This is a genomic window from Aliiroseovarius subalbicans, assembly GCF_022678625.1.
Classification (GTDB): domain Bacteria; phylum Pseudomonadota; class Alphaproteobacteria; order Rhodobacterales; family Rhodobacteraceae; genus Aliiroseovarius_A; species Aliiroseovarius_A subalbicans.
In genome coordinates, this window is sequence record NZ_JALBYQ010000009.1 from 1 (window position 1) to 13,238 (window position 13,238).

10 protein-coding genes are annotated in these 13,238 nt (G+C 58.4%); 2 read left to right on the forward strand and 8 right to left on the reverse strand.

The window, feature by feature from the left end; genetic code table 11:
- Positions 1 to 311 precede the first annotated feature (311 nt).
- The gene (locus MN188_RS17265; protein ID WP_242110574.1) at positions 312 to 1,256 is read right to left on the reverse strand and encodes a glycosyltransferase family 2 protein; all 945 of its coding nucleotides are present in this window, start codon (positions 1,254 to 1,256) and stop codon (positions 312 to 314) included.
- A 383-nt stretch (positions 1,257 to 1,639) separates the two neighbouring features.
- Here MN188_RS17265 and MN188_RS17270 point away from each other — a divergent pair, with 383 nt between their 5' ends.
- Positions 1,640 to 3,013: a hypothetical protein gene (locus MN188_RS17270; protein WP_242110575.1), complete on the forward strand. Its 1,374-nt coding sequence runs from the start codon at positions 1,640 to 1,642 to the stop codon at positions 3,011 to 3,013.
- An 11-nt stretch (positions 3,014 to 3,024) separates the two neighbouring features.
- Here MN188_RS17270 and MN188_RS17275 read toward each other — a convergent pair whose 3' ends face one another.
- Positions 3,025 to 3,924 (reverse strand): sulfotransferase domain-containing protein, encoded by a 900-nt coding sequence (locus tag MN188_RS17275; protein WP_242110577.1) that lies wholly within the window; start codon positions 3,922 to 3,924, stop codon positions 3,025 to 3,027.
- Between the two features lie 284 nt (positions 3,925 to 4,208).
- Here MN188_RS17275 and xrtD point away from each other — a divergent pair, with 284 nt between their 5' ends.
- Entirely contained in the window at positions 4,209 to 5,726 is a 1,518-nt protein-coding gene (gene xrtD / locus MN188_RS17280; protein ID WP_242110579.1) for a VPLPA-CTERM-specific exosortase XrtD, read from the forward strand.
- A gap of 14 nt (positions 5,727 to 5,740) precedes the next feature.
- On the opposite strand, the gene MN188_RS17285 is transcribed toward xrtD, so the two are convergent.
- The 6 genes from MN188_RS17285 to MN188_RS17310 all read right to left on the reverse strand — a co-directional run bounded on the left by MN188_RS17285 (position 5,741) and on the right by MN188_RS17310 (position 13,061).
- Positions 5,741 to 6,961 carry a glycosyltransferase family 4 protein gene (locus MN188_RS17285; RefSeq protein WP_242110580.1) on the reverse strand — a complete coding sequence of 407 codons (1,221 nt, stop codon included), beginning with the start codon at positions 6,959 to 6,961 and terminating at the stop codon, positions 5,741 to 5,743.
- Between the two features lie 32 nt (positions 6,962 to 6,993).
- Positions 6,994 to 8,262, reverse strand: coding sequence for a nucleotide sugar dehydrogenase (locus MN188_RS17290; protein WP_242110581.1), 1,269 nt, complete (start codon positions 8,260 to 8,262; stop codon positions 6,994 to 6,996).
- Between the two features lie 86 nt (positions 8,263 to 8,348).
- Positions 8,349 to 9,761, reverse strand: coding sequence for a mannose-1-phosphate guanylyltransferase/mannose-6-phosphate isomerase (locus MN188_RS17295; protein ID WP_242110582.1), 1,413 nt, complete (start codon positions 9,759 to 9,761; stop codon positions 8,349 to 8,351).
- Between the two features lie 175 nt (positions 9,762 to 9,936).
- A complete protein-coding gene (locus MN188_RS17300; protein WP_242110583.1) occupies positions 9,937 to 10,821 on the reverse strand; it encodes a glycosyltransferase family 2 protein in 885 nt (294 codons plus the stop codon).
- The gene (locus tag MN188_RS17305) at positions 10,790 to 11,614 is read right to left on the reverse strand and encodes a CpsD/CapB family tyrosine-protein kinase (RefSeq protein WP_242110584.1); all 825 of its coding nucleotides are present in this window, start codon (positions 11,612 to 11,614) and stop codon (positions 10,790 to 10,792) included. Before MN188_RS17305 ends, MN188_RS17300 begins: the two co-directional genes overlap by 32 nt.
- Before the next feature lie 43 nt (positions 11,615 to 11,657).
- Complete coding sequence (locus MN188_RS17310; protein ID WP_242110585.1) at positions 11,658 to 13,061, reverse strand: lipopolysaccharide biosynthesis; 1,404 nt, start codon at positions 13,059 to 13,061, stop codon at positions 11,658 to 11,660.
- Positions 13,062 to 13,238: the final 177 nt, after the last annotated feature.

A 13,238-nucleotide genomic window follows, 5' to 3' on the forward strand; every position in this document is an offset into this window, starting at 1 on the left:
CCGAGACCCGAGGAAATGCCCCCGGGACCCTCTATCGTCCAGACCGGATCAAGTACGCCACCAGAAAAATCGTCGGATACACTCAAAGTGACCTCCACATGCACAAGGATGGGCCCTAAAATATCTTAGGGCACTATACTCCAGCGGACGATTTCAAGGAAGATCGCAGGTCAAATGTGACCAAAGTTTGTTCCAATTTTCACGAAAATAGGGAATTCACCAATTTTGATCGTTCACACATCCAGAACAGTATCCCCCATACGCCATCATCGTGCATCTTTGCATGGGAACGGAAACGTTCTGCGTCGAATCTACGCCTCACCGTTTCCCCCAACGGCCCTGACCTGACGACGCCAGCGACCGGCTGCCACCCGTGCGCGGCGGGTGAGTATGCTGCCAACAAGCGACGTGGCACAAGACTGCCTCTGAAGAACGCTCAATCCCTCAATATGGTAAATTGACTTCATGTATTCTTGAAAAAGACGCCGTTTCGACGACCCCCCTGCCCGCGCGGCGGGATCGAACCACTTCAGCACCTCTTCATCTGTCCGGTTCGCCTGACGCGACATGTTCTCGTGAATGCGGCGCTGGAATAACGGTTCGCTCTCTAGATGCACGATATGGCCTAGCAGCGCACATTCCAGCAACAGGACATAATCGGACGCAATGAAACTGTCGATGAGCCGCGTGCGTGCGAGTGTCTCTCTGTGAAACAGCCCGAAAACAGCAGTGACCATACTCATGGCCTGAATGGCACGAAACACACGAACCGCAGGGAAGGGTGATACCGTATGCATGGAGTGCCGGCTGCGATCCGCACGCAGCACCTTTCCATCCGCATCGATGAACTCGGATCGTGGATAAACGATCGCAGGGAGAGGCTCGTGGCGATTGAACCCCTCGATGCAGCGCGACAAGAACTGCGGCTCCAAAAGATCATCATGCGCCGCCCACTTAAAGTAGGTTCCCGAAGCCGCGCGAAAGACATCATTGTAATTCCTGGCCGCACCCAAATTCTCGGGCTGGCGCATATAGGTGATACGCCTGTCCATAACGGCGTACTTTTCGCAGATTGCGGCTGTGTCGTCTGTCGAGGCGTTATCGGAGATAATCAGCTCGAAATCCCCGAAATCCTGTTCCAGAATCGACTCGATAGCCTGGCCAATATAATTGGATCCATTGTAGACAGGCAGACCTATACTAGCGATAGGATCCCGACTGTCAGGCAGTTTCAAAAACGGCACTTTCGCAGACATCAGACCCCTATTTTTAAGGGATAAAATTTCGGTTGGTACGACAACAGACAAGTTATCCACTTCGGCACAGGCGACTCTTCTACAAACAACTCAGATCGGAGGCAAGATATGAGCCTGTTCACCCAGAAACGCTTTTGCGTCTGGTGTTCCATCCGACCTACGAACCAACCAGATTGAACCCAGCTTTTCATTTTAGCCTGCAACAAGTTGTTGCAGGTACGATACGCCACATCCGCAAAGCTGGAGGGTTGTTATCTTTGGCGCGACTCTCGGGGGAAAAATAGATAAACAACTTGGCAACTTTCCCGTTCACGACGGATGGGGGCGGGAAAGCCGGAGATCAGAGAAGTCTGGGCGGCTTGCAGGCATACTGAGAGGCAGTCATGGCAGAGAATATCAGAAAACAAATCCAGAGAGGCGCATCTCCCGTCGCGATCATCTTGGGCTGCGTTCTGTCCATCCCGGCACAGGCGGATGGGCTGGATATGACATTCGGCCTGGAGCAGCGGTTGGAAGCCGACAGCAATCCTGGTCTGGATGCGGGCGGTTCCGAAACAGAGATCTCCGCCTCGACCCAACTGTCCTTCGGCCTCGTCAGAGAAACACCGCTTGATCGTTTCAGCTTCACCGCCTCCGGCTTGGTCCGTGCGGAGTTGTCACCGGATGCGGAACTTCGGTTTGACGACCAGAAACTCGGCCTTGGCTATGCCCGGGAGGGCGCAAATTCCGGTTTCGAAATCGAAGCGGGTTATCATCGCGCCAACATAGCCTACCTGCAACCTCTCTCGGACTTTCTGAATGATGACGGTGAGATCGAACTGCCCGAAGACCTGGAAGACCTGAATGGCACGGGCACCCGTGAAAACCTTTCCCTGAGCACGCAGTTGGAACTGGGTCGCGACGCCCCGCTCGGGGCCACCTTCACCGCCCGTTTCCTCGACCGGTCCTATTCGGGAACGACCAACCCCGACCTGTTCGACAGTCAGCGCACCAAACTCGGCACCGATATTCACCTGCGCCTTTCGCCCGTGGCAGAAGGGTCTCTCGGGCTGAATTATCACCTGTATGACGCCGACGATACCGAAGGCACCCGTCGTGAAACCACGACCACCCAGGTCGGGATTCACTACGACGTCTCTCCGATCCTGCAATTCGAAGCCAGCCTCGGCTACGCAATCATTGATACCGAGGAATTTGCCATCACCACCCGGACCGAAGGCATGTTCGGAAGGCTGACCGCTGAACTGGAGCGGCCCAACGGTACGGTCACGGCAGATCTGCACAGTGACATCACTGAAGACGGCACGATTCATACTTTCCGCATCGGCCGGGCACTGGACCTGCCGAGCGGTGCGCTTGCCGCGTCGATCGGGGTGAGCAAGCCGGAGGGCGGCCCTTCCCATCTGATCGGATCGCTTGACTGGCGCCATGACCTGCCAACCGGAAAACTGAATGCACAATTGCTCCGCTCAGTAGGTTTTGACGATGATGACGGGATCACGACCACAACCGCTCTGGCGCTTGGGTACTCTCACGAAATCAACAATGTCTCCGGGCTGAACTTCGATCTGAACTATGCCGTCATCGACGACCCGACCGAATCCCGGGAACGGGGGAAATTCACCGCTGTGTATCAGCGTGCACTCACCGCAGATTGGGGCCTGAACGCCGGATACCGTTACCGGACGCGCGACAGCGATGCTGAGTCACATGCGATCTTCTTGTCGATAGGTCGTGAATTCTCGGGACGGCCCTGAGCAACCGTCTGCTAGTAGCCGAACTTGCGCAGGACCGGTCCGAGTTCTCGTTCGATATAGGCAAGGTGGTCATCCTCCAACTCGTCCCGCCACTGTCCGGATTTCCCGCTGCGCAAGTGACTCTTTGCAGAAACCTCGCCCTTTCGGCGACCGGTTCTGTTTTTCGCTTCAAACAACCGCATCAGATCGACGCCCAGGGCAAGCTGACGCCCTTCAAACCCCAAATGTTCAAAAATCATGTGATATAACTGGTCCCGGTCAGGCCCCATCAAATCCCCATAGGCCACTTCAAGAACATCCGGATCCGCAATGTTCCAGTGCATCAACGTGTCCCGGTAGAAGAAGATGAAATGATCGATTTCCAAAAACAGGCCGTGGTACTTGTCAGCCTCATTCAGCTTCTGCTGGTAGGTTTGGCCATTGTCATCAGGCCGATGAACCCAAGCCTCATGGGTCCATTTGTGATAGTGGTACCCGGACACGATCATGTCGCGCGGATCGCGCATCACGTGCACCCCGCGATAGGCTCCCAAAGCGGGCAGATCCAGCTTTCCATGCATGGACAAAACAAGTCGTGATGTGGGTGCGGGCTGTTCCACATGGACTTTCTGATAGGGCAGGTTCACGCCAGCCCCCAGCAATCGCAGGACAGCCGTGAAATAGGTGGTCATCACCTTGTGATGGGTCGCCACGAACAGGACGGGCGTGTCTGCAGCTTGAGAGCGGAATCGCAACCTGGAACCCAACAACCGCGCCATGAGGCTCCAGGCATCCCGCCTTGCCAGCAATCCTTTGTTCTTGCGAAGAAAGTTGGGTAATTCCCGCCGGTACCAATCAAAACGACTTCGTACAACCGGCGGCCCGAAGCCCGCAGCAGTCATGATTTTCCGGCTGCCAGGTTCGTCTTCCAAATGACCTCCAGATATCCGCCAAAAAGTAGGTACGGCTCTGCATATGGCTCCAGCTCAATACGCGCTGCATCGTTTACGATAAGCCCGGCCTGGTCAACAACCCGATCGTCAAGAATGGCTTTTGCCGGACGCCTTGGATATCGTGAAATCATCGCAGTGTAGATTTGCAGGCTGTCACCGTAAAGGAATGGATCTTGTGCGCAATTGATCTCGCAAAAACGCAGACCGCTCCGGAGGGGAATCTGACCCTCAACCCCGCAGGGCTGTTCTGGCTTGCCCTGCTGGTGGCGGGATCCGTGCCGATCTTCTGGATTGGTTTCGTGTCGCTTGCCGATGCCTGGACCACGGCGGAATACAGCCACGGGCCGCTCATTCCTCTGATCTCGCTCTACTTGTTTCTGCGTGAGCTGCGCCACGCGCCCCTGCCCCGCCCGGACATCCGGGACCGCTGGCCCGGGGTGGCCGTCATCGCGCTGGGGCTGGTCATCGCCATTCTGGGCAACCTCACCCGCATCCCCGACATCGTCACCTATGCGATGATCATCTGGGTGGCCGGCGTGGTACTGACCGTGTTCGGCTGGAAGCGCGGTCGCCGACACCAACTGCCAGTCGTGCACCTGGTCTTCATGCTGCCGCTGCCGAACTTCCTCTACTGGAAACTCTCGATCCTGCTGCAATGGATATCCTCGGTCCTCGGGGTCTGGTTCGTGCAACTGGCCGGGGTTTCGGTCTTTCTCGAAGGCAACGTGATCGACCTGGGCGTCTACAAGCTGCAGGTCGCCGAGGCCTGCTCGGGGCTGAGATACCTGTTCCCGATCCTCAGCTTCTCATATCTCTTTGCGATCCTCTATCGCGGCCCACTCTGGCACAAGCTGGTGCTGCTTGTGCTGGCCGCCCCCCTGACCGTCTTCATGAATTCAGTCCGGATCGGCATCATCGGCATTCTTGTGGACCGCTATGGGATCGAGCAGGCCGAAGGGTTCCTGCACTTCTTCGAAGGCTGGGTGATCTTCCTGGCCTGCATTACCATCCTCTTTGTCGTGGCCATCCTTCTTCAGCGCACCACACCGGAGCCCAAGCCTCTGTCCGAGGCGATCGATCTCGACACCAAGGGGTTCGTGCCAATCGCCACACGCATCTTCGCCATCCTGCCCTCGGCGGCCATGGCCAGCGCCGCCATCCTCACCTGCGTGACCTCGGTCGCCTGGGCGATCCAGTCCGGGGCCGCAGAGCGCCATCAGGTTGAACGCGACCCCTTCGCCCTCTTTCCACGCCAGATCGGAAGCTGGTCGGGCTCGTCTTCCCAACTTGATGCCGATGTCGAACGGGTGCTGGGCGCCACGGATTACCTGAACACCACCTATGCCGCGGTCGGACAGCGCACCCCTATCAGCATGTTCGTTGCCTTCTATGGTAAACAGACCGAGGGCGACGGCATCCATTCCCCCGAGGTCTGCCTGCCGGTCGGCGGCTGGGAGATCTTCAGCCTTGAACCCTACCCGCTCGATACCGGCCTGACCGATTACGGAAGCTTCGACGTGAACCGCGCGGTGATCCAGAAGGGCCTGGACCAGATGCTGGTCTATTACTGGTTCGAACAGCGTGGCCGGCGCGAAACCAACGACTTCACCGCCAAGATCCACGTGATGATCGACAGCATCACCAAGGGCCGCACCGACGGCGCCCTGGTGCGCTATGCCACCCCGATCGCCCCGGATGAAACCGCAGCCCAAGCCGATGCACGACTTCTGGGGTTTGTACAGGAAAGCCTGGCAAGGCTGCCGCGGTTCGTGCCGATGTGAAAGGGCCGGACAGGTCAGGCCCGCGACTTATCCACCACCCGTGTATAGGCCGCTATCAGTGTATCAACCTGGTGATCCCAGCTCAGTTCCGACTCGACCCGGTTTCGCCCGAAAGCTCCCATTTCCGCCGCACGAGCAGGGTCATCCAGCAACTCCAAGATCTTGTCGGCCATATCTGCGGGATCATTCGGCGCCGCATAGAGCGAGGCATCACCGGCAGAGAAACGGCCCTCGGTCACGTCAAACTGAACGATTGGCTTGGAGAAGGCCATGTACTCCAGAATCTTGTTCATCGTGGACTTGTCGTTCATCGGGTTCACCCGGTCCGGGTTCACACAGACATCTGCGCAGGACAAGACCTCGAACAGTTCAGCATCCGGCGCGCGCCCGGTAAAGGTCACGTAATCCTGCAGCCCCATCCGGGCCGCCTGCGTCTTCAGCCCGTCCAGGGCCGGCCCGCCGCCGACAAGCACTAATTGTACGTCACGGTCCCGATCCTGGACGATGATCTGAGCCGCCTCCAGCAGAAGGTCGATCCCCTCCTGGGCCCCCATCACGCCGACATAGCCGACCATATGCGCCCGCCCGTTATGCCATTGCGGGCCGGCCCCGGTCACATCCAGACGGTTCAGGTCCGGCCCTGACCGCACCACGAACACATTCTCCGGCGCCACCCCGCCCCGATCCATCGCGATGGCGCGATAGCTTTCATTGGTCGAGATCACCACATCGGCACTGCGGAAGGTCCATTTCTCGAACAAGACCATCAGGCGCCAGAAAAAACCCCGTCGGCCAAACTTGGCCTCGTAAAGCTCGGGGTTGATGTCGTGGTGATCGAAAATGAACCGCTTACCAAACAGCTTGAAGGGCAACGCCACGAGAAAGATCAGGTCCGGCGGATTGCAGGCCTGGATCGTGTCAAACCCGTGCCTGCGCGCGATTTTCAGCGCCAGCCGCATCTCATGAAAGAGCGCCGCCCCGTATTCCAGCAGATAACCGGCGGCCCCGCTGGCATCCAGCGGCAGGCTGTGGCGGTAGATATGGATCCCGTCGATTTCCTCGTAGCGCGCATCATACCCCTTGCCGGTCGGGCAGATCACCGCCACCTCGGCACCGGCCGCATACAGCGTCCTGCATTCGTGCCAGACCCGCCGGTCGAAGGGCAACGGCAGGTTTTCGACGATGATCAGAACCCGGCGCCCGGCCAGAGGGCGGTCCCGGCGTACGAGATCCATTCTGGACGGTTCCATCCTTTCGGCCACATAAGTCATGGCAAGCGCCCCAGGTTGCGCACCTCTACCGTGCCGGACAATTCCAGGGTATCGGCAGTGGCATTCGTGGCAATCACCCGGGCATAGGCCGTGCCCTCGGCATGGGCTTTGTCAACCAGGAGCTGCTTCAGCGCCGGCAATTGGCTGTACGCATAGCCCAGGTTGGCCCCGATGAGTTTGGCGGCATCGACCCCCGGATCGTAGATGTCCAGTTTGAACCCCGCGGCCAGCATCTTGCGGGCCAGGTCCACATTCGGACTTTCGCGCAGATCATCGGTGCCAACCTTGAAGGCCAGCCCGGCCAACAGGATACGCGCACCCGGCTCCAGCCCCCCGACCGCGTATTCGAACAGCCGGTGTTTATGCGCCTCGTTCGATCTGATCAGGCTGTTGATCAGCGGCAGGTTGGTGCCGGTATCGGCCGCGATATGCTGAAGCGCCCGTACATCCTTGGGCAGGCAAGACCCCCCGAAAGCGCCACCCGGACGCATGTAATAGGGCGAAATATTCAGCTTGGTATCCGCGACAAACACCTCGTGCACCTGCCGGGCCGAAACCCCGAGCGCCAGACAGGCCCGTCCAACCTCGTTGGCAAAGGCCACCTTGACCGCGTGCCAGCTGTTGTCGACGAACTTTGTAATCTCGGCTTCACGATACCCGGTGATGAAGACCGGTGCGTCTATATTGGCATGCAGCATGTTCATTACCGCACAGGGCTGGCCATCTCCTGTGCCAATCACGATCTTCGGAGGCTGGAAGTAATCGTCGACCGCCGATCCTTCACGCAAGAATTCCGGGTTGTAGACGACCTCGACCCGATCTTCGACCGCCTCACCCAGGGCCGCCCGGAAGATAGGTAGGACCAGTTCCTCGACCGTACCGGGCCGAAAAGTCGAACGATAGGCAACCACCAGCGGGCGGTCCCTCTCTGCGGAAAGGGCAGCGGCGATCTGCTGGGTCACATCAGCGATGAACCCCATGTTATGGGCCCCATCCGCTGCCGAAGGCGTGCCGACACAGACAATGGCCAAGTCACACCCGTCCAGATGCGAACCGAGGGCAGTATCCGCCTTGATCCGCCCAGCCGCAACACCGTCGCGCAGCATCTCGTCGACACGGGGTTCGATGATAGGCGACCGGCCCGACATGATATCGCGAACCTTGTTGGGGTTCACATCGATACCGATTACCTCATGCCCTTCACTGGCAATGCAACATGCCGCAGTAAAGCCCACATAGCCCAATCCAAGAATAGCGACTTTCATTCGTATCTACCTGTCTTCAGGACCTGCACAATGCATCGGCCCTCTCACTCTCAAAACACCCGTCCGACCCGCAAGGCGCCCACCCTTCAGCTGCGGTCATAGACATCCTCGTAACGCACGATGTCATCCTCTCCCAGATAGATCCCTGTCTGCACCTCGATCAGATACATCGGCACCTTGCCCGGATTCTCCATCCGGTGAACCGCACCCAGCGGGATATAGACGGATTCATTTTCACTCAGGAGTTTCACCTCGTCGCCCACCGTGACGCGTGCGGTCCCAGCCACCACCACCCAGTGCTCAGCCCGGTGAACATGGCTCTGCAGGCTCAGGATGCCGCCGGGCTTGACCATGATGCGTTTGACCTGGAACCGATCCCCCAGACACAGGGTCTCGTACCAGCCCCAGGGACGGTGAAACTGCGGATAGTCCACAGCCTGCGACACACCAGCCGCCTTAAGTGTCGCGACCACCTTGCGCACATCCTGAGCATGATCCAGATCGGCAACCAGAACCGCGTCGCGCATTGCCACGGCGGCAATGTTCTTCAGACCCAGCCCAACCAGTTGGATATTGTCATCCTCGCTGCGCAACAGGGTGTTCTCGCAATCGACCGCCGTGACCGCGCCGCTGCCCGCCACACCGGCATCATCCATCGGCAAGGCGGCATGCAACGCGTCCCAGCTTCCCAGATCCGACCAGTGCGCATCCAGCGGAACCGCGATGATATTATCCGCCTTCTCCATGATCGCATAATCCACCGAGATCGCCTCAAGATCCTCGTAGGCTGGTGGATCAAGCCGGAAAAAGCCCAGGTCTTCACTCCCCCGGGCCAGCGCCGTCCGGCAGGCTTCCAGCATATGTGGGGCGTGCGCTTCGAAAGCGGCAAGGATGTCACGCACCCGGAACAGGAACATCCCGGTGTTCCACAGAACGTTGTCCGCGGCCAAAAGCTCGGCCGCCATCGTCACGTCGGGTTTTTCCAGGAACCGCAACAGGGCAGTCCCCTGCCCGGCCACCACTGGTCCGTCCAGTTCCAGATAACCGAATCCCGTTTCCGGGCGGGTCGGGGTGACCCCGAAGGTGACCAAGGCGCCCGTATGCGCCGCCACCGCGCCGGTCCGGACAGCAGCCAGAAACGCCTCCGCATCCTGGAATATGTGATCGGACGGTGCCACCAGCATCAGGTCATCCGGTTTATCCTCAAGGCTCAGTGCTGCGATCAGCACCGCCGGGGCCGTGTTGCGCACGGCCGGTTCCAGGATGATGCGGCCATCACTCAGCCCCAATGCCACCGCCTGCTCCTCGACCAGAAACCGGAAATCGGCATTGGTCAGCAGAACCGGAGCATTGAACTCCGGCCCCGACAGGCGCAGCAGAGTCTGCTGAAACAAGCTGTGTTCGCCCATGAAGGCCGCGAACTGTTTGGGATATGCCCTGCGGGAACTCGGCCAGAGACGGGTTCCCGATCCGCCGCAAAGAATAACCGGATGAATCATATGTTTACCTTTAGTCGAAAAATGGAGCGCCATGTTTCACACAGCAAAACTGGACCTCAAATACCGCAATATAAAGACAAAATCCGGGCAAAAAGGGATCAATCAATTTGCAAAGTGGAAAACCCCCGAACGGAGAAACCATACGCTGGCCTGTCATATTACGTATAGAGCAAAGTCAGATTGAAAGCCCGATAACCTGCCGGATCATCCAGATCATCCTCTGGAGACGCAAACGAAAGAGCGTGACAATGGCGCGCAATCTCTCCCCACTCCCGTTTAGTTTGGAACTCCGCAACACTCTGGGCAGATGCACGACTGCACTGACAGGCATGGCAAATGCACGTAAGGCCCACCGCAACCGAGCCCAACCAGACATCCCATTGGTTGCGTAGAGTTCCTGTGTCATACGGCGCCATTTATGCCGTAGAGCAACCCAGTCGGACCGGGACGGGTGAGAAACGATCAGGTCGGATCGGTAGATCAATTCATATCCCATGGCGACTGCACGCGTACTCCAGTCCAGATCCTCGGACACCCCGCCGCGGAAGTCCCCGACATCCTCAAACACGTCTCGCCGCGTCACCAGATTCCCGGCACCGGTAAATCCCTGCACCTCGATGTAGTTCTGAAAATTGAAGGCAAACACCGCCTCGAACCCCTCCGCTCCACTGCGCGGCGGTGGGGTTTCGTCAAATACATCCACCCGCCCGCCGATCAGGTCGGCCATAGGGGCCACCTTGCGTGCGGTCTCCAGCCAGTCCGGCGCGGCCACGCAATCGGCATCGATGAAGAAAAGAAGTGGTGCAGTGGTTTCACGCACACCACGGTTGCGCGCGGCGGCGGCCCCTTTCTCGGTCTCGACCACGAAGCGGATATTGGGAAATTTCTCCTGCACCGCCTCCAGCGGCTGGGTCGAGTTGTTGTCCACCACCAGGATATCAACCCCGGCGCGGTCGTTTTTCATCAGGGCCGACAGGCAGCGCTCCAACCGCTCGGTATCATTGTAATGGGGAATGATGACCACCGCATCAGGAGTATCCGTAGCCGTATCCATAACCATAGGCCCCATCCGTATAATGACTTTTGTTTAGCACGATCCCCATGACATTGGTCAGTTCCGCAAGCTGGCGCTCGGCAATATCGACTTGGTCTGTGGTTGTCCGCTCCGCCTCGGCAACCAGAAGCGCACAATCAACATTCTTGAGGAACCCAAAATTGTCATCCGCCCCCATCAGGGGGGGCATGTCGAACAGCATGATATCCGGGCTGTAATCGGCCTCGATCTGGTCCAGCACCTCGCGGGCCAGATGGCTTTGAAGAATTTCGGAGGCGTGCTCGACCGGGCTGCTGTTCATACCCAGGGCCACGTTATCCCCGTACCGGCATCCATGATTGGCAAAGGGAATCTGCCCACGCAGGACGTCCCCCATCGTATGTTTGACCCTCTGCCCCAGAATTTTGGCAAGGCCCTGACGGCGCAGATCAAGATCCAGGATCATGGTGCGAAGATCTGATTGCCGACTGAAACTGAACACCAGATTGGCGGCAGTGGTCGACTTGCCGCAGGCACTGTGCGGTGAGACCAGGGCGACCCGTTTCCAGCCATTGTCATTGGCCTGCTGCAAAATTCGTGTGCGCAACATGTCATAGGGGCCAGCATCCATCCCGCCTCCATATGAGACAAGCCTGCTCTTCTTCACCAGCTGTGGCGTAATTTCGATAGGGGGAAGGTCGCTCCAGAGACTCTCGCTGGCCTCTGGCAGAGACTTGCGGGACACAGTTGTACGTTGCACTGGCGTTGTGCTTTGCCTCTGCGCCCGCGCCTTTTCAATCGCCGCCTGAAGTTTTTCCATACCAATCAGTCCTTCTCTGAAAAGACCCGGCCGGGGAAGCCCATTACCGCAGCCCGAACTTGCCCATGATCCGCTCGGCAATCAGGTCAAGCGGTTGATAATAGACATGCACCACATAGACAGCTGCAGGGATGCCAAACAAAATGAGCAAAATACGAAACAACCTGTATGTCCGGTACCGGATTGCTTCCCCACTGGTCGGAATATAGGGAATCGTGGCCAGAGGTGTGACCCCCAATTTTGCAACAAGGTCTTCGGGACGGCGGATCGACCGGTTCAGCAGTTCCAGCAACACGACCAGGCCGAGACCCGCCATAATGCCCAGAAAACTGCCACCGCCAGCGATCAGCGCCCGGTTGGGTTTGCTCGGTCGGCTGGGCGCGGCAGGGGGGTCGATCACTGAAATCCGCTGCCCGCGCGCCATTACCTCGATCCGCTCACCGGTGCTGGCTTGCGACAGGCGGTCCACGGCCGTGTTGTACTGAAGCTGGATATTCTCGTAATCAAGCCCCAGTTCATCCAGCCGGATGGCATTTGTAGGGGTCCGTTCGATCGTTTCAGTCAGCGCCTCCAGCTGAGCGACCGTGGTAACCTTCTGCTCTTCCAGAGCCTTCACCCGAGCTGCAATCTCGGACAGTTGCACATCCAACAGGGAATTCCCCGTTGAACTCTGGTCGCCTTCCGGTGTGGGCTGTGCATTCACGACCTCTTCAATCTGGGAAATCCGTGCCCTGAGCATCTGCACCCTCGGGTTGGTTTCGGAGTAGATCGCCAGCGCATCGTTGAGTTGGGCACGCAAATCTTCGAGTTGCTGCTGCTCCGGTGTCAGGGCCGGGCCACCTTGGGCTCCGACTTGGCCGGTTGCCTCAAAAATCTGCACCAGCCGGGCACGCTGGTCTTCCAGACTGGCCAGTTCCCGGTCAAACTGGGCCAGGCGTTCCTGCAGCAAGGTCTGTTGCCCCATGCGGTAATCCAGGCTTTCCGGCAACGCATCCACATGTTCGGTTTTGAAGGCCAAGATCCGGGCGCTGCGCTCGGCCAGCTCCTCGTTCAGGCGGGCCACTTCCTGCTCAAAGAATTCCAGCGTCTGGGTTGCCCGCCCGGTCCGCGATTCCACGTCTTCCTGCTGAATCAGGGTCAGGTATTCATTCAGCACGCCAGCCGCCTTGTCCCCGGTCGAGGCCTCGAAGCTGATGATCATCAGCGCCGCCTCTCCACGCCGAGAGGAGCTGCGCACGGTGGTACGAGATCGCATCGCTTGCAGCACCCGATCTGGAGACACCTCATCCTGAGTTTCGAATACATCCAGCCGGTTGGCGATATCCAGAAGATTGACCCGGGTCATCAGCCGCTGCTCAACGATCTGCAATTGCTCCTGCGCTGGTGTACGTGCCGTCGAGGCCGCCAGCTCATCGGGAATCTGTGGCGATTCCACGATCAGCGTCATCTGCGAAACATAGGCGGGCGGCAAGGTCATCGCGACAATCACCGACGTCGCCCCAATCACGGTGGACACAATCAGGAAATACGGAAGTCGCCGCAGGAATATGGAAAAATAAAATCTGAAATCCGACGATCTCATTGCTACTCTATCCTCACTCAATATCCTGAAATCCAGGACCTC